This is a genomic window from Aristophania sp. ESL1142, assembly GCF_058107345.1.
The window spans coordinates 316,872-337,377 of sequence record NZ_JBYLUH010000001.1 but is presented as its reverse complement, the minus strand read 5'-3'; the positions used below and the strand labels follow the sequence as shown (position 1 = coordinate 337,377).

Annotated in this window: 18 protein-coding genes and 1 tRNA gene; 5 read left to right on the top strand and 14 right to left on the bottom strand. The window is 48.6% G+C overall.

The window, feature by feature from the left end; translation table 11 throughout:
- Positions 1–23: 23 nt before the first annotated feature.
- Together AC3B6P_RS01505 and AC3B6P_RS01500 are read right to left on the bottom strand one after the other, a co-directional pair.
- Positions 24–857: an aminotransferase class IV gene (locus AC3B6P_RS01505; protein ID WP_489804391.1), complete on the bottom strand. Its 834-nt coding sequence runs from the start codon at positions 855–857 to the stop codon at positions 24–26.
- On the bottom strand, positions 854–2,164 hold the full coding sequence (locus AC3B6P_RS01500) for an anthranilate synthase component I family protein (protein ID WP_489804390.1): 1,311 nt from the start codon (positions 2,162–2,164) through the stop codon (positions 854–856). The genes AC3B6P_RS01505 and AC3B6P_RS01500 overlap by 4 nt, the downstream gene beginning before the upstream one ends.
- A 234-nt stretch (positions 2,165–2,398) precedes the next feature.
- On the opposite strand from AC3B6P_RS01500, the gene gyrA reads away from it, so the two are divergent.
- The 4 genes from gyrA to AC3B6P_RS01480 all read left to right on the top strand — a co-directional run bounded on the left by gyrA (position 2,399) and on the right by AC3B6P_RS01480 (position 6,359).
- Positions 2,399–5,119 (top strand): DNA gyrase subunit A, encoded by a 2,721-nt coding sequence (gyrA, locus tag AC3B6P_RS01495; RefSeq protein ID WP_489805517.1) that lies wholly within the window; start codon positions 2,399–2,401, stop codon positions 5,117–5,119.
- Positions 5,112–5,618: a pantetheine-phosphate adenylyltransferase gene (gene coaD, locus AC3B6P_RS01490; protein WP_489804389.1), complete on the top strand. Its 507-nt coding sequence runs from the start codon at positions 5,112–5,114 to the stop codon at positions 5,616–5,618. Before gyrA ends, coaD begins: the two co-directional genes overlap by 8 nt.
- A gap of 45 nt (positions 5,619–5,663) precedes the next feature.
- Positions 5,664–6,149, top strand: a complete 486-nt coding sequence (locus AC3B6P_RS01485) for a peptidylprolyl isomerase (RefSeq protein ID WP_489804388.1) — start codon at positions 5,664–5,666, stop codon at positions 6,147–6,149.
- A 134-nt stretch (positions 6,150–6,283) separates the two neighbouring features.
- Positions 6,284–6,359 (top strand) — tRNA-Lys (locus AC3B6P_RS01480).
- 234 nt (positions 6,360–6,593) lie between these two features.
- On the opposite strand, the gene AC3B6P_RS01475 is transcribed toward AC3B6P_RS01480, so the two are convergent.
- From AC3B6P_RS01475 to AC3B6P_RS01460, 4 genes are all read right to left on the bottom strand, one after another.
- Positions 6,594–7,244, bottom strand: coding sequence for a methionine ABC transporter permease (locus AC3B6P_RS01475; RefSeq protein ID WP_489804387.1), 651 nt, complete (start codon positions 7,242–7,244; stop codon positions 6,594–6,596).
- Positions 7,225–8,259, bottom strand: a complete 1,035-nt coding sequence (locus AC3B6P_RS01470; RefSeq protein ID WP_489804386.1) for a methionine ABC transporter ATP-binding protein — start codon at positions 8,257–8,259, stop codon at positions 7,225–7,227. Before AC3B6P_RS01470 ends, AC3B6P_RS01475 begins: the two co-directional genes overlap by 20 nt.
- Positions 8,256–9,092, bottom strand: coding sequence for a MetQ/NlpA family ABC transporter substrate-binding protein (locus AC3B6P_RS01465; protein ID WP_489804385.1), 837 nt, complete (start codon positions 9,090–9,092; stop codon positions 8,256–8,258). The genes AC3B6P_RS01470 and AC3B6P_RS01465 overlap by 4 nt, the downstream gene beginning before the upstream one ends.
- 160 nt (positions 9,093–9,252) lie before the next feature.
- On the bottom strand, positions 9,253–9,549 hold the full coding sequence (locus AC3B6P_RS01460; protein WP_489804384.1) for a YciI family protein: 297 nt from the start codon (positions 9,547–9,549) through the stop codon (positions 9,253–9,255).
- Positions 9,550–9,660: 111 nt separating this feature from the next.
- Between AC3B6P_RS01460 and AC3B6P_RS01455 the strand changes: the two genes are divergently transcribed.
- On the top strand, positions 9,661–9,837 hold the full coding sequence (locus AC3B6P_RS01455) for a YqaE/Pmp3 family membrane protein (protein WP_489805516.1): 177 nt from the start codon (positions 9,661–9,663) through the stop codon (positions 9,835–9,837).
- A gap of 60 nt (positions 9,838–9,897) precedes the next feature.
- On the opposite strand, the gene AC3B6P_RS01450 is transcribed toward AC3B6P_RS01455, so the two are convergent.
- The 8 genes from AC3B6P_RS01450 to AC3B6P_RS01415 form a co-directional block, all read right to left on the bottom strand.
- Positions 9,898–12,360, bottom strand: coding sequence for a mechanosensitive ion channel family protein (locus AC3B6P_RS01450; RefSeq protein ID WP_489804383.1), 2,463 nt, complete (start codon positions 12,358–12,360; stop codon positions 9,898–9,900).
- A gap of 164 nt (positions 12,361–12,524) precedes the next feature.
- The gene (locus AC3B6P_RS01445; protein ID WP_489804382.1) at positions 12,525–13,757 is read right to left on the bottom strand and encodes a hypothetical protein; all 1,233 of its coding nucleotides are present in this window, start codon (positions 13,755–13,757) and stop codon (positions 12,525–12,527) included.
- A gap of 2 nt (positions 13,758–13,759) precedes the next feature.
- Positions 13,760–14,200 (bottom strand): ExbD/TolR family protein, encoded by a 441-nt coding sequence (locus AC3B6P_RS01440; RefSeq protein WP_489804381.1) that lies wholly within the window; start codon positions 14,198–14,200, stop codon positions 13,760–13,762.
- Between the two features lie 38 nt (positions 14,201–14,238).
- Positions 14,239–14,661: an ExbD/TolR family protein gene (locus AC3B6P_RS01435; protein WP_489805515.1), complete on the bottom strand. Its 423-nt coding sequence runs from the start codon at positions 14,659–14,661 to the stop codon at positions 14,239–14,241.
- 7 nt (positions 14,662–14,668) lie between these two features.
- Positions 14,669–15,691 (bottom strand): MotA/TolQ/ExbB proton channel family protein, encoded by a 1,023-nt coding sequence (locus tag AC3B6P_RS01430; protein ID WP_489804380.1) that lies wholly within the window; start codon positions 15,689–15,691, stop codon positions 14,669–14,671.
- A 98-nt stretch (positions 15,692–15,789) separates the two neighbouring features.
- Positions 15,790–16,515 carry an energy transducer TonB gene (locus AC3B6P_RS01425; RefSeq protein ID WP_489804379.1) on the bottom strand — a complete coding sequence of 242 codons (726 nt, stop codon included), beginning with the start codon at positions 16,513–16,515 and terminating at the stop codon, positions 15,790–15,792.
- A gap of 227 nt (positions 16,516–16,742) precedes the next feature.
- A protein-coding gene (gene prfB / locus AC3B6P_RS01420; RefSeq protein WP_489804378.1) for a peptide chain release factor 2 occupies positions 16,743–17,874 on the bottom strand; the annotation gives its coding sequence in 2 pieces (ribosomal slippage) (positions 16,743–17,804 and positions 17,806–17,874; 1,131 coding nt in all).
- A gap of 53 nt (positions 17,875–17,927) precedes the next feature.
- The gene (locus tag AC3B6P_RS01415; protein ID WP_489804377.1) at positions 17,928–20,453 is read right to left on the bottom strand and encodes a penicillin-binding protein 1A; all 2,526 of its coding nucleotides are present in this window, start codon (positions 20,451–20,453) and stop codon (positions 17,928–17,930) included.
- Positions 20,454–20,506: the final 53 nt, after the last annotated feature.

Here is a 20,506-nt window from a genome sequence, read left to right as displayed (position 1 = left end):
ATGTGGCTCTTTCACGCAAAGTGTCAATAAAGGGTGGGGCTGTAAAGAAAATGTCGTAATGTTTCCGTCATGTCAGAGGCGGTAGGAATCTTGTTGTAGGCGATTTGACAAATTGGCGTGAGCGTTAAAGCTGTCACAAGCCAGGCCCCTTGGAGAATGGGCAAATCAAGTGGTGAGAGAGATTCTTCAGAGCATAGCCCTCCATCCAATAATCTTTGACGGCTGATCCCGGGCAGGGCACCATCTTTTATGGAAGGCGTTACAAGGCGGCCCTTATGGAGGGCGATGAAATTTGAAGCTGTTGCCTCGGCGATGGAGCCTTTTTCATTTAACAGAAGAGCATCACCTGCATTTTGTTCGCAGGCTTCGAGGCGTGCAAGAATGGATGTAAGCACATTGGTTGATTTGATCTGACATAAGATTGAAGTCGAATCACGTCGGTAAGAAGAAAGGCTGACGCGAATAGGCTGGCTTTGTATTTCACTGGGAGGGCTGACTGTCAGCATGATTGTCTGTCGTGGATGGGATGGAGGCATCAAGCCCCGTGGTCCTGGCCCCCTTGTAATAGTTAATCTTGCTGACCCATCAGAGAGATGATTGACAGAGCAAAGCTGAGAGAGGGCATTTTCAATCAGTGCATAAGGGGGTGTTTCCAGCCGCAAATGCGTGCAGCCATAGTTTAATCGTGCCCAGTGGCGGGCAAGATGGGGGGCTTTGCCATCATTGAAACGAAAGGTCTCGTAAAGACCATCTCCTAACAAAAACCCACGGTCAGAAGGGGAAATAGCAGCTTCGTCAAGTGCCGTAATAGAGCCATTAAGCCAGAGGAAAGCAGGGGCGGAGCAAGGAGGGGTCATGGAGTGCCTAGAGCCTTTAAAAGGGGAGCGGCTTTCAGGAGCATTTCTTCGTATTCTGATTGTGCAGAAGAAGGCCAGGTGATACCGCCCCCTGCCCCTAACCGGAATTTTTTTTCCGTAGCGCTGATGCTGCGGATAATGACTGAACTATCCAGTGCGCCATCCCACCCTATCCGGAAGAGAGAGCCACAATATGCGCCGCGAGAAGAGCTTTCTAGCTCGTCAATAATTTCAAGAGCCCGGTGTTTAGGAGCACCTGTTACTGAACCGGGAGGCAATGTTGCCTCAAGCAGGTCAAAAACATCATGTTCTGCTTTTAATTGGCCATTCACGCTTGAAACAAGATGATGCACATGGGCAAATTCTTCGACTTTGCATAATTGAGGTACATGAACAGAAGCAAGCTCACTTACGCGGCCCAGATCATGGCGCATAAGGTCGGTAATCATCAGGTTTTCGGCCAGTTCTTTATCATTTTGTGCTAATTCTGCCTTAATTTTCTGGTTGGAGGCGGGGTCTGTTGCAATAGGCGCAGTACCCTTGATCGGACGGGTCTCTATAAGACCGTCAGCGGTCAGTGACAGGAACCTCTCAACTGAGCTACTTAAGAGGGAAAATTCAGGTATTTTGAGAAACGCACCAAAGGGAGCAGGGCAGGCATTTCGTAATTTCCTGTAAAGAGCGACTGTATCTGTATTCTCAGGCCGTTGGGCTTGCCAGCGCATGGTCAGGTTGGCCTGAAAAATATCACCTGCTTCAATATAGTGCCTGACGGCATCTACAGAAGCTTTCCATTCCGCTTCCTGATCATCGGGGATGAAGTTCAGAATAGGGGCGTGCGGTATGGCTCCAGAAGGAAGAGGGGGTGGAAGAGTGCCATTGGCGCTTGCCCACCATAAACGTTTTTCTAGCCGGTCGAAAATGAAAAGGTCATGACACGCCATGACCAGAAAGGCCGGGGCATCCGTGACATGACGGGAAAGAATCTTTTCGCAGGCCAATCCGGCCTCATAACTGGCAAATCCAATGAGACCCCCGGTAAAGGGAAGGTTGGTTTTCAGAAGCCGGGTTGGTTTGTGCTTTTTCCAGAATGCTCTGAGAATAGGATAAGGATTAAGACCCTCCTTCGTATCCAGCCTTATGTGAGCTGCTGGTTGGGGGCAGAGATAACTCCATCTCTGTCTGTCCTGGGCAGGGTTACCACCACTATCAAGAAAAGCGACCTGCTGACCCGAGAGGAAAAGGAGATAGTCTTCAGGGTCTTGCCAGGGGAGTTCAGCCAATAAGGGGGAGAAAGGAGGTGCCATAACTGACGATCTAATGATATTCGAAAATCAGGAGAAAGAAACTTGCCCTTTTTTAAAGGATTTGATGAGGTGAGAGAAGAGTCTCAATGTCTTGGGCTTTCTCTCTCTGGTGCTTCGAGAGGCTATAGTCTATAATAAACCCTTCTGCTGTTATAGAAATTGGGTGGCCCTGTTTTGAGCGAACCGCACGATAGTCTTCCTTCCGATCGCTTACCTGTGACAATTGAGGAGGAAATGCGTTCCTCCTATCTGGCTTATGCGATGTCAGTCATTGTCTCGCGCGCTTTGCCAGATGTCCGTGATGGGTTGAAACCTGTTCACAGACGTATCCTCTACGCCATGCGTGAAAGTGGTTTTACGTCCGATAAGCCCTATCGCAAGTCAGCCCGTGCGGTTGGTGACGTCATGGGTAAATATCACCCTCATGGCGATAGCTCAATTTATGATGCCATGGTGCGTATGGCACAAAGCTGGTCAATGCGTGTCTGCCTCATTGATGGGCAAGGTAACTTTGGCTCAGTTGATGGTGATAGCCCTGCTGCCATGCGTTATACAGAGGCTCGGCTTGCCCGGTCTGCCTCTTTCCTGCTGGATGATATTGACCGCGATACGGTTACATTCCAGCCTAATTACGATGAAAGTGAGCAGGAACCACAGGTTCTGCCCGCTGCCTATCCTAATCTTCTTGTTAATGGGGCTGCCGGGATCGCTGTGGGGATGGCGACCAATATCCCCACCCATAATCCGCTTGAAGTCATTGACGCGACCCTTGCTATGGTGGCGAACCCTGCCATTACGCTTGATGAGCTGATGCAGATCATTCCTGGTCCCGATTTCCCAACAGGGGGAATCATTATGGGGCGTCGGGGTATCAGGCAGGCTTTTGAGACAGGTCGTGGCTCGATCCCCGTTCGGGCCCGTGCCGAGATTGAGGAAATCCGCAAGGATCGATACGCCATTGTCGTGACCGAGATTCCCTATCAGGTAAATAAGGCAACATTACAGGAGAAGATTGCTGATCTTGTCCGTTCAAAAGAGATTGAAGGCATTTCTGATATCCGTGACGAGAGTGATCGTTCCGGAATGCGTGTCGTCATTGAATTAAAGCGCGATGCCACAGGTGAGGTTGTTCTTAACCAGCTTTATCGTTTCACGCAGCTTCAGACCTCTTTTAGTGTGAATATGCTGGCTCTTGATGAGGGGCGCCCCCGGACAATGGGGCTGATTGATGTTCTTAAAGCCTTTATCCGTTTCCGTGAGGATGTCATCCTGCGCCGGGCACGTTTTGACCTCAATAAAGCGCGAGATCGTGGGCATTTGCTGGTTGGTCTGGTGATTGCGGTTGCCAATATTGATGAAGTGATTACCCTGATCCGTTCAGCCCCGGATGGCGCAACGGCGCGTGAGCGCCTGATGGCGCGAGCATGGCCGGCTGAAGAGGTTGTGCCTCTGCTTGAGCTGATTCACGATGAAGGCAATATCGTTATAGATGGTCATGTTCATCTGACTGAAGCGCAGGCACGTGGTATTCTGGATCTGCGTCTGCAACGCCTGACAGGTCTGGAACGGGAGAAGATTCAGGCGGAACTGGATGAAGTCAGCGTCAAGATTACAGAACTGCTTCATATCCTGGAAAGCCATATCCGCCGTATGGAAGTCATGCGTGATGAACTGATGGCGGCGCGTGCGGCCCTGTCCTCTCCCCGTTGCACGGAGATTTCTGATGCATTGGGCGATCAGTCTGATGAAAGCCTGATTGAACCGGGGCAGATGGTCGTTACGATTACACGTGATGGCTTCATTAAACGTACGCCTCTGGAGATATTCCGTTCCCAGAATCGTGGAGGCCGCGGACGGACTGCGGCTGGTCGTCGTGGTGATGATGTGGTGATTCGCAGTTTTAATGCGCATACCCATCAATGGGTGCTGTTCTTCTCATCCGGTGGGAAAGTCTACCGCATGAAAGTCTGGCATTTGCCAGAAGCAGCACCTACAGCCAAAGGACGCGCGCTAGTCAATCTTCTGCCAGAGCTTGGCGAGGATATTATCACAACGGTTTTACCTTTGCCGCAGGATGAAGATACGTGGGATGATCTTCACCTTGTCTTTGCAACAGCAAGTGGGAATGTCCGCCGTAACCGCCTTAGCGATTTCCGTAATATCCGTGCTTCCGGTCTGATTGCCATGAAGCTGGATGAAGGGGATTCCCTCATAGGTGTTGCTACCTGTCAGGAAGGGCAGGATGTTTTCCTCGCAACGCGTAATGCCCGTGCCATTCGCTTTCAGATCACTGATGAGACATTGCGCGTCTTTGCAGGGCGCGGAAGCACAGGGGTAAGAGGCATCCGCCTTGCTGAAGGCGATCAGGTCGTTTCTCTTTGCATCCTCAACCATGTTGAGGCCAGTGTGGAAGAGCGTGCGGCTTATCTTCGTATGGCTAATGCTCGTAGGCGTGCGGCCGTTCATGAAGGGGAGATCGAGGAAGATACTGCTGAAGTAACTTCAGACGAGGAAGAAGAAAACGTAACAGATACAGCCTTGAGTGAGGAACGCTTTGAAGAACTTTCTGCTCAGGAAGAGCTGTTACTGACTGTGACGGATACTGGTTTCGGCCGACGTTCTTCAGCCTATGATTACCGCGTTTCAGGACGTGGCGGCCAAGGGCTGAATAATATGAACTTTACGACAGAACGCAGAGGCCGTGAAATTGTGGGAACTCTTCCTACAATGGGTGATATTGATATCATGATGGTAACAGATACGGGGCGTCTGATTCGCCTTCCTGTGTCCCAGATCCGTGTCATGTCCCGACAAGCAGGGGGTGTGACCTTGTTCCGCGTGGATGGGGAAGAGCGGGTGATGAGTGTTTTCCCTGTTGAAGAAGATAATAGCGAGCAGCAGGCTGAAGATACGGTGACAGCGCCTGTGCAGGGAGAGCTGAAACAGGATGAGTAATCCGCGTATCGGTTTTTATCCAGGTACATTTGACCCTGTCACATTTGGGCATCTGGATATCATTGACCGTGCTGCTGCGATTTTTGATCATCTGGTTGTCGGGGTTGCGGTCAATGAAGATAAAAAACCTTTTTTGACACTGGAAGAACGGATTATCCTGATCAGGGAGGAAGTCTCAAATCTTCCTCATGGTGACCGTATTTCAGTCATTGGTTTTAATAATCTCTTGGTTGATGCTGTCCACCAGGCAGGAGCAGGGACTGTTGTGCGTGGTTTACGCTCAGCAGGGGATTTTGATTTTGAGACCCAGCTTTCTGGTGCCTTGCGTCGTCTGGCACCCGAAATTGAGACAGTCTTTTTATTGGCTTCTGAGCGTCACCGTACGACGGCGAGCCGGATTGTGAAGGAAATAGCGCGTTTGGGGGGAGATATTTCTCCCTTTGTCAGCCTAGAAGTTGCCCAGAAGATCTTATCAAAGCTGGGTCGCCTTCCTACATAAGATCACAGAGTTATAGCGTAATCATTATTTTGAATGAGGGACATCATGTCTGAAACAGAAACACCTAATGCCGAAAAACTTGTTTTGGAAATTCCTGAGGGGAAGGTCGTGATTGCTCTGCGTCCTGATCTGGCGCCTAAACATGTCGAGCGTCTGGTTACATTGGCAGAGGAAGGATTTTATAATGGTGTAAAATTCCACCGTGTGATTGACGGTTTTATGGCACAGGGCGGTGATCCCACAGGGACAGGAAGCGGTGGAAGCTCCTATCCAGACCTGCCAGCTGAATTTACGAAAGAAGCCCGCTTTGAGCGTGGAACAGTCGGCATGGCCCGCACAATGGACCCACATAGTGCCAATAGTCAGTTCTTCATCATGTTTGAGCCATGCCCCTCTCTTGATGGGCAATACACAATCGTAGGGCAGGTCATTCAGGGCATGGAAGCTGTCGATAAAATTAAACGGGGAAAAGGGCCATCAGGAATGGTCAGAGAGCCTGATGAAATCATCCGCGCTTATATTGAAAAATAAGCGTTTTTCCATAAGCCCTGGAGACAGAAATAGTCTTCAGGGCTTTTTTTTGATTAATCTTTTTGTAAGAGACGTTTTTTTGTAGAAACGTCCTTGACGCATGCCGCCTGATCCTGTAGCTAGTGCCTCAAGTTGAACCGGTAGCTCAGTCGGTAGAGCATTCGACTTTTAATCGAATGGTCGTGGGTTCGAATCCCACCCGGTTCACCATTATTTCCCCTTTATATTATTTCAGAAATAAGTGGCAATAGAATGTCGTTTTAGGACATTTTCTTCTTCGTTGTTCGAAGTAGTTGACGAGCTTTCTAATCTTATTTCAGGTGACCACAGGCTGTATCGGGCCGTTTGATTTGCCTGCTTACTTCAGTTGTGAGGGTAAGTTTTAACTGCTTGATGTCTGGAGAAACTAAGCATTGGTGGTGTGAATCCAGAGAGCCGGATTGGTTACCGTCTGATCCAGCGTGTCAGACTGTTGCCAATAAGCTGGATCAGGCAGACCATGATGACGAGCACAGCGACAACCCAGAGCATGATGGTGGTATTAAAGCGCTGATAGCCATAGCGTATGGCAAGGTCTCCAAGGCCGCCTGCGCCGATTGTGCCAGCCATGGCAGAAGCGCCTACGAGGGTGACAAGGGTCACTGTCAGGCTGCCAATCAGGCCGGGCATGGCTTCTGGAATGATGACAGAGCGTATGATCGTGAAGCGGGAACCACCCATAGCCCGTACAGCATCAATCAGGCCAGGGTCAATCTCTCTGAGAGCGACTTCTGCCAGACGGGCAAAATAAGGGATGGCAGCGATGGCTAATGGTACAATAGCAGCTTCTGTTCCTAATGACGTTCCTGCAAAGAAACGCGTAACGGGGATCAGCAGAACCAGCAGAATGATGAAAGGAACGGCGCGCAAAGCGTCAACAATGATTCCAACGAGACGTGGGAAGAACGGAAGCCGGTAAAGTCCTTTAGGGCCCGTTGTAATCAGGAAAAGCGCCAGAGGAAGCCCGAAGAGCAAGGCAAGCGCAGTGGAGGCGAAAACCATCTCCAGAGTTTGTAAAGTCGCATTAAAGATGAGTTTAAGAATAATCGGGGACATAACCCATCGCTTCCATATGCTGAACTTTAAGAGCCAGAAAAGCCTGAGCTTCAAAAACGCGTTCCCCTTTAAGGGCAATAATCATGTCGCCTGCCATTTCATTTTCAAGGGATGTAATCCCTCCTTGCAGGAGAATAGTCTCAACGTGAAATTGTTCTGCTATCTGGGAAAAGAGCGGAGAACAGGCAGTTTTATGATTTAAAACCAGCCTCAGGACAGGCAACCATCCTGGGGCGGAATGAGGCTGGATGACATTCTCAAGTTCTGGTGGCAACTGGGGACTGCTCTCTGCTAACAGAGCCTGAAGGGGACCTCCGTCCCTGTTTTTGCAAAGTAAATCCAGAAAGGTACCATTTTCGACTAATTGACCCTGATCCATAACCAGTACATGGTGGGCAAAGCGCCGAATGACGTCCATTTCATGAGTGATCAGGATAATGGTCAGTCCCAGTTTTTGGTTAATATCACCTAGAAGATTCAGAATGGATGTGGTTGATTCCGGGTCAAGGGCAGAGGTTGCTTCGTCGCATAAGAGGAGTGACGGGCTGGCAGCCAGAGCGCGGGCAATCCCGACTCTCTGTTTCTGTCCGCCTGAAAGCTGCGAAGGGTATTTGGGGCCGAAACCATCAAGCCCGACAAGTTTTAATAATTCAGTAACCCGCTCTTTCTGTTGTGCTTTGCTCCACCCTGCAATTTGCAAAGGTAATGCAATATTTCCGGCAACAGAACGCGACGTTAAAAGATTAAAATGCTGGAATACCAGCCCGATTTTACGCCTAATCTGGATCAGTTTTGATTCAGTCTGTTTGGTCAGGTCGATCCCATCGAGGAAAATGGAACCTTCTTCTGGCCGTTCGAGGGCGCATAAGCTACGGAGAAGTGTAGATTTCCCCGCGCCTGAACGGCCAATAATACCGATAATCTCTCCCTTTCTGACTGAAAAGGAGACATCATTCAGGACTTTATGACCGGAGAAACTATGGCTGACTTGCTGAACGTCTAGAAGAATGCTCATGGCCAGGCAGGAAGAACCGTTCCGTGATAGGCTTTTGCAATAGCGTCAGCCACATTAGCCTGTTGAAAAGCTGCAACAAGATTTTTGACCCAGGAGGCATTTTTGTCCTCCGGGTTAATGACAATGATATTCACGTAAGGGTTGTTTTTCAGATCTTCTGTTCCGATGCGTTCTTTTTTAAGATCGACGCCAGCTTTGCGCGCCCAGTCAGTATTGATGACGGCTCCGTCCAGATCAGGCAGGGTACGTCCGACAATACCGGCATCAAGCTCTTCAATTGAGAGGTTGCGTGGGTTATCTGTCACGTCCAGTGCTGTCGGAAAAAGCCCTGCTTCTGGAGAAACTTTAATAAGTCCCAGTGCCTGAAGCATCAATAAAGCGCGGCCCTCATTGCTTGGGTCATTAGGAACGCCAATTTTGGCATTTTTAGGAATATCGGCCAAAGATGACCATTTTCTGGAATAAAAACCGATAGGCTGGAAAGTCGTATTGCCAGCAATGATCAGGTGATAGCCATGTGCCTTGTTCTGAGCTTGCAGATAAGGGCCATGCTGGAAAGCATTTGCATCCAGATCATGCTCAACAAGCGCCTCGTTTGGAGCATTATAATCAGAGAATGTTGTAATTTTCAGGGTCAATCCGGCTTTTGCAGCATTCTGGGAAACAATTTGCCAGATATCTTCATCCTCTCCAGCCATGATCCCGACCTTCAGGACTTTTGGTGCTTCAGCGAAAGCCTGTCTGCTGAATGAAAAAATGCAGAAGCCAAGAGCCATTATACCTGTGAACAGGAAGAAGAGAGAATGGCGGTTGGGGAGACGTAACAATCTCATTTAGAGTATTATCCAGTGACAAAAGCAGACAGGGAACAGACATCACATATTATCTGTTTTATGTTATAATTTCCAGTATCAAGGCGCCCTACAGGCTCTGGATGACTCTTTGCCAGAGCTTTATAGAGGAACAGGCTTTTAGGGATTTTGGGTCTTTTCGTCAAATATGACCTTCGAGGTAGGAGGCTTGTTTGACTGCGTTAAATTCACAGAACTCATAACGTCCGACACCAGATGTGACAAAAGGATCGTTTGAAAGAATCTGGCTGAATTCTTCTACTGTGATTGTTCCATGCGCGATCAGCACTCCCCCTTTGCCCGATGTCATAGGACCGGACATGAGCAGAATATTTTTTTCGAAAAGACCAGAAAGGAAAGCACGGTGTGCAGGGCGTTGTTCAGCGACCTCCTCAGCAGAAGCGAGATATGTCACGGTTGCGATAATTACATTACTCATAAAAAAATCCTTTAATGACGTGTTATTTACGCATATTTTACGGTTTGTCGCCAATTTTAGACCAGTGTGTTGACTATAAAGTAAAGTGTTTTGCTGAAAGGTTGCATCATGATTCGCATTCTCATTACTTTTTTTATCCCCTGGTTCACCTTTTTTACAATCGGGCGGCCTCTTGCAGGTATTATCTGCTTGATTTTGCAGATTACGATTTTGGGCTGGGTTCCTGCAGCGATCTGGGCGTTTATGGCTCTTCGAAATTATGATCAGGGCAAGGCTTGCCAGAAATAATTGCCTCCTGCATCAGTTTTGAGGACGGAATCTCCCCGCTTTCATAGCAGGGAGATTTTTTTATGGGGCATTCTTTTTTTCAGTAGATCCCTTTTCGTTATCAGATTTTTTTCCCGTTTCTTTTATTGAAACAGGGAGATCGCTGACAAATTGTACTGTGCGTGTCGGGAAGGGGATATCAATCCCGCGCTCTTCGAAAAGTTTTTTCAGACGGCGGTAAAATTGTCGTTGAACAGGCCACCTTCCCGCTGTTGTCGTTGGTACAGCACCTTTAATGGAGACTGAAGAGTCGTTGAGGGAATCGACCCCCCAGAGTTGAAAGTCATCAATAATGAGATTTTTAAATTCCGGGTCAGCTCTCATATCTGCGGTAATGTCAAAGAGTGCCTTAACAGCTAGGTCTGTATCGGTATCGTATGAAACATCAGCCGTAATTAGGGCACGGGCAAAATCACGATTATAATTAATGATTTGTCCAAGCGAGCTGAAAGGGAAGATATTGATTGAGCCATCTAGTGCCCTGATATGCACAGTGCGCAGAGAGAGCTTTTCAACAATTCCATAAGTGCCGTTTAATGTGACAGCATCTCCGACAGTCAGGGCATTTTCCATCAGCAGGAAGATGCCACTGATGAAATCTTGCACGAGTTTCTGTGATCCAAAGCCAAGGGCAACACCAAAAATTGAAGCACCTGCTAGGAGAGGCGCAATATTTACTCCGAGCTGGGACAGGACTGTCAGACTGATGATGGCAGTCAGAATAACAAGTAACAGGATCCGTAACATGGGCTGTAACGTGCGGATCCGCGCCATACGGGCTTTATAGTTTCCTGTCCCGTCCTGTTCTATCTGACGGATTTTATGTTCGATTGTGACATTGGCCACTTCCCAGATAATAACACCAATAAGCAGGCTTATGATGACCGTCGCGAGAGAGGAAAGAATTCGTGCCCCGATCGTATGTTTACCAATGACCTCATAAGCAGGTGTGCCCCAGGCGATTGTTAGGGCAAGAATTGTCAGGATGATGATGATGAAACTCACGACACGCTGTGCTGCCGGGTAGTAACGCAGGATCCTGGTTCTTGTTTCTTTGCTGATGGACCACCGGTCAAGTGAGTTGAAAAAACGTTCAAGACCACCATAGGCAAAGATACTTAGTACACGCATAATGATCAGGGCGATGACAGTACGACCTGTAATGCGCAGGATCATCGTATAGCCGCCCGGAATTTCAGCAGCCCAAACAAGCCAGAGGGCAAAGACGAAAAATAAGGCGATAACCCACCAACATTTGGCAACAAAATGTAGAATGGGGGCTAGCCGTTTATTATGTTCAGCTGCCCTGTTAAGGGCCCAGTTGACATTGGAGCGGCTACCCAGAATGAGGAGGGCAATCATGATATGGACAATCAGGGCCAATATTTTCGCCAAAGAGAGGCCTATGGACTCAGGTAAGGTGCAATCCTTGAGGATAATAAGGGCTGTAATTCCCCATGATGTTACATGACCGATATTGCGTAAGCCCTTAAAGAGGAAGGTGGATGTTTCATCGCTTAAGGTCGTTAGGCGCAACCATGGTTTTTCAGGTGAAAAAAGGGCACGTAGTAGGGCAATCCAGACGGCAAGACCGACTACAGCAAACCAGGTGATGCTCCAGATTGCTCTCATGGTCTGGGCGTCAGGATCGGGGTCAAAACTCTGGATCAGTAAGGCAATGAGGGGAAACATGCAGACCCCAAGCAGATCCATTATAAAGCGGCCAAATGTATATGGAAAACGCCGCAGTGTGACCATCAGATAGGCCATGGCTCCCTGACGCTGCATACGTTTTTCCGTATCCTGTATCTGGGCTTTCTTGTCAGGACTGTCACCTTCTGAGGGGGGGGACGTCTCCTTTGACTGTTTATTGGCAGTGTCTCTGCTTTCCCTGAGGTTTTTAAGATCGTCCTGGATATTGTCGCGATTAAATCGTTGGGCTTTTAGCTCCAGTTTTTTACGTGGTGTGCGTAGGAGGAGGTATGTACAATAGGCCAGTGCAACGCCACCAATGACCAGAATTGCTACGCGAATGGAGATCCGTATGATTTCACGTTGCACGCTGGGGGTCTTCATAACGTGGTGAATCCACGGTACCAATTCCCTGAAATTGGTAACGGTTTTCCCCAGGGTTTTTAATTCTTCCAGACTATTACTGCTGATATCGGCAATTTTATCCCAGCCTGTACCAAGCAAAGTAGTGCTTTTATCGACTGTTTTCTGGGCAGTGGAAAGATTTTGGAGTGTTGTAATGAAATCCTGTCGTTTCTTAGGGTCTTTTAAGACCGTCAGGAGCTGCTCGGTTTGTTGCTCTGAAATATGGGACGTTGTCACTGATGCAGCAGTTTCAGCATAACTGTTCCGGACAGAAATGGCAGACCCAAGGACCAAAAATAGTACAAAAGCAACGATTTTGAAAAAAGAGAGCACTGTTACAGGAAATGTCAATTTCCGGGAAGAATTCTGTGCGTGTTGTTGCTGCATCGGCTCAGCCTTTTTTGGTTCACTATGAGAGATGATATGAAAATAGCCAGCGATTTTCTAACATTTAAGGTTCTTAGAACTTAAACTATCTGAAGGGTACACAATCCTGACAAGGAAACAGAATCATTTGATATGGATTTATGACGTGATGATTCTGAATTCTATCAAGGCTTTTCTGAAGCCAAGGCGACGGACCATAATTGGGCCAATGTGTCTGCCGTTGCTGTTCCATTAAGCTGCTTCAGGGTTGTGAGCGCTTCGTTTGTTCTGCCAGCGTCGTTTTGAGCTAAGGCATAAAGGAGTAAGGCCTGTTTTTGTCCAGAGGGATGCTTTTTTAAACCTTCTTCCATCAGGGCTAATCCCTGTTCTGCCTGCCCGGCAAAGATGAGATTATATCCTGTTTTTAAGGAGAATGTTGCTCTGGAGTCAGACTGTGCCTTTTTAACTGCTTCAGCAAGGTTTTCCTGCTCTGTTTGGGCTTTAAGCGTAATAAAATCATGGAAATGGTCATAGTCATTTTCAGTAATACCATTTCCTATAAGACCTTGTTTATGTGCCTGATCCAAAAGATGAAGCGCTAATGTTGCGTGACCAAGCTGCACAGCTCTCTCAACCATATCTTTGAGGTCAGCCGGGTCCTTAAGATTATGGGTCAGGAACCTCAATCTCTGGAGCGTGAAGGATAAAGTTGGTGAGAGGGCATGATTTGTCATGAGAGACTGGATCAGGGCCTGCCAGTATTGTGGTTTTGGATAATATCTGGCCAGCAGCGTGTAGGCCTGATTTATGTGTGCCTGATCTTTCAAATGCGTGGCGGCTAGTCCAAGCAATTGTAATTGCGTTTCAGAAGGATTTTTGCCGGATTTTTTTGAAGCTTCCAGGCTTTTTTCAGCGGCTCTAAGTGTTTTGGGCCAATTATGATTGAGATAAAAGGCTTGTGTCAGGAGTAGGCTGGTTTGCTCATTAGGGCCAATTTCGTTCAGATAACGTTCTGCTGCCTGGGCAGCGGCATCATAATTTTTGTTTTTATAAGCCAGACTTATTTCGGCAGAGAGTAATCTGGCTTTTTCCTGTGCAGATGTAAGAGGGTCTTTGATTAAGGTTTCAGACGCACGGAAAGCCTCCGTCACATTCGCTGTTTGAATGGCAATGGCGACTTTCATCTGGTTAATGACGTGTGTCTCGTAGGGAGTTTTATTGGGGATAATCTCCGCTGCATCCATCGCTGCAATCGCCTGGTTATAATGGCGTTCAGAAAGGTCTTTCTGGGCCTGTTCCAGAGCGCGCCCGATATCTGGTCTTAGGACGGCTTCATCAGCATAAGAGGATTGGATACCTGCCAGAAGGAATGTACCGCACAGTAAAGCGGAAAAACCACGGAAGCGGAAATGTGCCACAATTATTGTCCTTCTGTGAATTGCTCCAGCCCGATAATGCCCAGTTTCCTGACGCCTGATTTTTGGGCGTCTGCCAGTACGTGGGCAACAGTCTTATAGCTTGCTAGACGGTCTGGATGGATATGGAGTTCCGGACCTTCTGCCCCATCCTGTTCAACACTGGCACGTAGATGATTCTGCAAATCCTCTTCTGAGGTTAAAAGAGTGCCATTCCAGCTCAAACTGTTATCGTAATTGATATCGAGCGTAACTGGCGGTGTATGGTTTGTCTCAGCCTGGCTTTTATTCTGAGGAAGGTCGATGGAAACAGAATGGGTCTGCAATGGAATTGTCACGATTAACATGATCAATAGAACAAGCATGACATCAATTAAGGGTGTCGTATTAATGTCAACGAGGCTGTCATCTTCGTGTGAATTATTAGTGCCAAGATCGGGAGACATGGGGGTCTTCTCCAGTTAAACGGTTCGATCAGGAAATATCAGCCATGAGGGGGGAGCGTAATAAAATCGACATGGGCAATCCCCGCTTCCTGACATGCTTCAATAATAGGTCCGATAGCAGCATATTGCGCGTTACCATCACCACGGATCTGAATCTGTGGTTGTGGATTCTGCCCTGCAACGGCCTGTAGCTTTTCCATTAAAGATGTGTGGTCAGACAATAGTTCCTGATTCCAGTAAACCCGCCCGTCAGAAAGCACAGCCAGAACAATATTTCCGATTTTTGTCTGGGTCGGCTGGTTGCGCTCAACCGGCAGATTGACTTTAACAGTATGTGTCGCAACAGGGATTGTGATCAGAAATATGATGAGGAGCACCAGCATGACATCGACAAGTGGGGTGGTATTGATTTCCGATACCACCTCATTTTCATCATGATCATCTCCACTATTAAAGGAGATCGCCATTTTATGCCTGACTTTCAGGTGTACTAGAAGGGGACTGGGCGTCCTTGTTGAAAACAGCATCATGACGGAAACCGCCAATCAGGATTGAGTGCATGTCAGAGGAAAAATTCCTGACACGTTCCATCGCAGCCTTATTGCGGCGGACAAGCCAGTTATAGGCTAAAACAGCAGGAACAGCCGTGGCAAGGCCGATAGCAGTCATAATCAGGGATTCACCAACAGGTCCAGCAACTTTGTCGATCGTAGCCTGTCCTGCAATCCCGATTGCTGTCAGGGCATGATAAATCCCCCAGACTGTTCCGAATAAACCGACAAAAGGAGCAATCGAACCGACTGTTCCCAGAAAAGCAAGGCCAGTTTGTAAACGGGCGCCAATCATATCCACTGAACGACGGAGAGACATGGCGATCCATGACTGACGGTCAATCTGCTGTGTGATTGCCCCCTTATATTGGTCCGTTGCTGCCAGGCCGGTTTCAGCAATGTAGCGGAAAGGGGAATTTCCTTTAAGAGCCTGTACGCCTTGGGAAACAGATCCATTTTTCCAGAATTCACGTTTTACTTCACGATCTGCGTTAAAGAGACGTGCCTGCTCAATCAGTTTGACGATTAGAACGACCCATGTACCTGCGGACATGATGAGAAGAATGAGAAGGACGATTCTGGCAATATTATCACCGTTCTGCCAGAGGGCCTTCAGACCATAGGGATTGGTTGTCGGAGCTATATCGGTTTTATCTTTGCTAAGGAGAGCAACAGAGTTAGCACCTTCTTGTGCTGATGATGGAAGTTCGGCCTGGGGAGCTGTTGATGGAGCAGATTGTTGAGTCTGTGGGGCAGAGGGGAGGGTCTCTGGGTGTGAAGCGTCAACCTGGATACTGTAATTTGGTTCTGACTGTGCAAGAACAGCGGATGGCAGGCAGAACACCCCGCCAAGTCCTAAAACCAGGGCAAGCGCACAGGAACGATTTCGCTGGGCAAAAGAGATGTCAGAACGTGTCAGGTGGTGAGAAGGTCCGGTCATGACGCTTGGTAATCCTCTTTCATCGCGTGATTATGGTAGAAAACAGAAACTCTGGTAGATAATGGGAAGCATAAAAGACTATCTGGCATTATGGTCCCTTAATTCATGCCATCATTGAGTGTAAAATCAATATGGAGCACGTGGTTATGCTCAATGACGGGCTGACCATTCATGATTGCGGGCTGATAACGTACGCCTGACTCATTTAAAAACTCCAGCGCACTTTCAGCAAAATCATGGCCACCACGGACTTTGAGTAACTTGCAATTTGCCGGTCTGCCATTTGTCAGAATATCACAAACAGCCGTTACACTTCCTTCCCGGCTTTGCTCCTGTGCTTCTGGCGGATATTCGGGCTGAACATTATTAACAGGGACTGCCCCTGCTGAATGGTCTCCCGCACTGGGAGAGCCATTTGCTGCTCCCTCATTGGCTTTTCCGGTAGTGCCCTGTGTTGATTGGGACTGACTGTCAGAGGGGTGCTGCGTTTTAGAAGGCTGAGCGTTTTTTTGTGCTTTGACAGGTTTTTTATGCGTTACATGTTCAATAGGGTGTGCCTGCTTCGCAATATTCAGTTTTGGAGGGGGAATATAAGGGTCTGCCGGTTCGACCATTGCGGGGGGCGGGGGAGCGGCAGCAGATTCCTGAGAGGGGGTTTGAGCAATAATCGTTGTTTGTAGGGGTGATAATGTTGCAGTTGCCCTCTGCATGGCCGAGTGTTGCTGGTTGAGGGAAAATAACGCAACGCCAGCAATCAGACATGTCACCCCGATAGCAATGGCATAGTCAACGGGCCTATGCTGTTGGGCAACATAATGTTTCATAGTAAAACCTTTTTATCCTGTGCCAGTTTCAGAACGTCGGATCAGAAAGCCCCTGTTATATGCTCAGGGGGACTATACACTAAATGCAAATTACTATCATCCTCTTTTGCATAAAAGGGTAAAACTATCTCCCAATTACAGAAGCCGGTATTAAGGCCGGAAATTATGGTTCAGGCTAAGGTCAATATCTTCATAAACTGACCTTAGCCTATCATCGTCAGGTGGGGTTATTGTGCTTGCGCACTTGCCTCAGAACGTGTGCCGCCTACTCTCTGGGCCAATGAGGCCGCCATGAAATCGTCGAGATCACCGTCAAGAACAGCATCAGGATTGCCTTTCTCCACATTGGTGCGGAGATCCTTGACCAGTTGGTAAGGTGCCAGCACATAAGAACGGATCTGATGCCCCCAGCCAATATCTGTTTTCGCTGCTTCATTCTCCGCAGCTGCTGCCTCACGCTTCTGAAGCTCTGCTTCGTAAAGACGTGCTTTTAGCATTTCCATGGCTGTTGCGCGGTTGCGGTGTTGGGAACGATCAGTCTGACAGGCAACCACAATTCCGGTTGGGATATGGGTTATGCGGATTGCTGAGTCTGTCTTGTTAATATGCTGCCCGCCGGCGCCAGAGGCCCGGAACGTGTCAACACGCAGGTCAGAATCATTGACTTCAATTTCAATCGAGTCGTCAACGACGGGATAAACCCAGACCGATGAAAAAGAGGTATGGCGGCGTGCTGCTGAATCAAAGGGAGAGATGCGGACAAGCCGATGCACGCCAGCTTCTGTTTTCAACCAGCCATAAGCATTGGGACCACTTACCAAAATGGTTGCTGATTTAATGCCTGCCTGCTCGCCATCACTGGATTCAATCAAAGAGACCTTATAGCCATGCTGTTCAGCCCAGCGTGTGTACATGCGCAGTAACATGCTTGCCCAATCCTGGGCTTCTGTGCCACCAGCACCTGCATTGACTTCCAGGTAACAGTCATTGGCATCAGCTTCACCTGAAAGCATGCTTTCAGTTTCACGCTGCTGTGCCTGTAAAGCTAATTGACGCAGGACTTTAGTGCTGTCCTCAATCAGATCAGCATCATTTTCCATTTCGGCCAGTTCGACCATTTCGAGCGTGTCCTGGGTCTCTTTTTCGAGCTGTTGGACACCTTCGATCTGGTTGGACAGTAATGTGCGTTCCCGCATGATCTTCTGGGCTGCTTCTGCATCGTTCCAGAGATCAGGGTCTTCTACACGCTGATTAAGCTCAGCAAGACGGGTAGTTGCGACATCCCAGTCAAAGATGCCTCCTCAGCAGTTCTACAGACTGCTTGATTTGCTGGGAAAGGGCTTCTGTCTCAGCCGACATGAATGATTATCTCCATTTAAAATGATAAAGAACGCAAAATTCCAGGGAGCCTTTTAGTATAGGCCCCCTACACCAATGTCACTATGTGAGGATTGAGCAGGTGCATTTTTGTTGCTGGAAGGAGAAGCAGGATTAGCTGAAGGAGGCGGTAGCACGGTCCCACTTTCCAGACTGCTCCCGGCGAGCCCGCCCATATTTTCTTCAGAGTCCGGAATCATATCAGCACCTGTATCACTGGCTGTAAGGGCCTGTGTGCCAGCACCAAATCCATGAAGTGGAACAGAAGCCCCGGGTGTCTGGTCATCCTTGAAAGCATCAATAGCCATGATGCGGCCTGTATTGTAACGGGCAAGAATCACCCCATCAGGCGCAGGGAAATCACGCTCGGGCAGTTTTGACAGGGCTGCCTTCATGATTTCATTCCAGATGGGCGCTGATACGCGTGAGCCTGTTTCGTTACGGCCCAGAGAGCGTGGTGTATCAAACCCGGTCCAGACAACTGTGACAATATCAGGGGAAAATCCTGCAAACCAGGCATCACGATAATCCTGACTGGTGCCAGTTTTTCCAGCAATTGGCTGTTTAATGCCGATACCGGCCTTAACGCCAGTCCCCCTGGCAATCACATCGCGCATCATGGTTGCCATCTGATAAGCGCTTTGGGGGCTTGCCAATATGGGGCGTTGATCTTCTATCTGGGGCAATCCGCTTGGAGCGGGGGTCGTGAGAGCAAAGCCGTCACGTTTCCATAGAACGGTACCTTCCGGGTCCTGGATATAATCTATGAAAGTCGGTTTTACGACGCGGCCTCCATTGGCAATTGCGGCGTAAGCAGCTGCTTCACGCAGCACGGTTGTTTCAACTGCTCCTAAGGCCGCAGGGAGATAAGGCGGCATTGAATCAACCATACCTGCCTTGACGGCCATATCACCAACGGCGGCCATACCCAGATGTGCGGCAACTCGGATTGTAACGAGGTTACGGCTTTCTCTCAGGGCATCATGTAAAGTTGTCTGTCCCCAGTTATCATGCTCGTAATTTTGTGGGTGCCAGTCTCCAAAGGAGATGGGAGAATCATCAAATGTTTCGGAAGGGGCTATGCCTTTTTCCATGGCTGCCAGATAGACCAGCGGTTTGAAGGATGACCCGGGTTGGCGAAGTGCCTGGGTAGCCCGGTTGAACTGGCTTTGCCTAAAAGACCACCCTCCGACCATAGCCAGGACGCGTCCAGTATGGGCATTGAGAGTGACTGTTGCACCTTCTACTTCGGGGATCTGTTTAAGGGCTGCATTTCCATCCGATGCGGGTTCAATCATGACAATATCGCCCGAACGTAAAGGATGGGTCCGGCGGCTCCAGGCAATATCATTAGCTTTTAATGACGCTTTCCTGATCTGCCCATTTTCATTCCAGCCTACAGAATTTGAGGATTCTGGAAGGATTATAGCCAGACGCCACTCTGCCAGCATTCCTGCTGGAGGGGTTAGCGAAGCTAATTGATGTGACCAGTCGTCGGTTACGGCAAGGTGTGAAACAGCACCACGCCAGCCACCATGGGTCCGGTCATAAGCCATAAGGCCATTTCTCAGGGCGCGTGTGCTGACTTTCTGAAGGTATGGGTCCAGACTGGTATGAACTTCCAGACCACCTTGGAGAGCCTGTGTCTCCCCATATTGTGTGATGAGCTGGCGGCGGACATCTTCAGAGAACCACTCAGTTGTGGGGAGTGGACCAAAGCGTCTTCTTTCCTGTGGGACGAGAGGCTCTTTTTTGGCACTTTCAGCATCACTACTGGAGATGGCACCTGTTTCCTGCATACGGTCAAGAACCCAGTTTCGGCGCCATAATGCTGTGTCAGGATGGAGAAAGGGGTTATATTTTGTGGGAGATTTTGGCAAAGCACCCAGCATGGCTGCTTCTGCATCATTCAGCTGGTCCAGGGATTTATTGAAATAGGATTGTGCCGCTGCTTCAACACCATAAGCGCCACTTCCCAGATAAATACCATTAAGATAGATTTCCAGAATACGCTCTTTGGAAAGAGTCTGCTCAATACGGAGCGCCAAAAGCGCTTCACGGATTTTACGTGTCAGTGACAGATTATTGTTATTAAGCAGCATGACTTTGGCGACCTGCTGCGTGATTGTGGATGCACCGAGTGGGCGTTTACCATGGCGGGCGAAAATATCAGTCAAGCCTGCACGGGCGATTGCGAGGGGGTCGATACCGCCATGAGAATAGAAATTCTGATCTTCAGCAGCGATAAAAGCCTTTTTGACTTTTTCAGGAACAGCCGTAATAGGCACATAGACGCGGCGTTCATGGGCAAGTTCTGCCATAAGCTGGTCATCTGAGGTATAAAGCCTGCTTACGACAGGAGGATTATAATGCTGAAGTGTTTCAACACTTGGTAGGTCAGCGCTTAAATGTGTGTAAAATCCCCAAGCAATAACAACAGACCCGACCAGGCCAAAAGTGCTTAGTCCAAGAAGGACAGCCAGAAAGGTCCGATAGCGTCGGAAGCTGGGTTTCTGAATCGAAGAAGAAGGCCGCTCAGGCCGTAGGGAAGGACGCGTCATTCTGCCTCTATAACATGGGCTTTTATATAGGCGAAAGGACTTTGTTCGCCAGG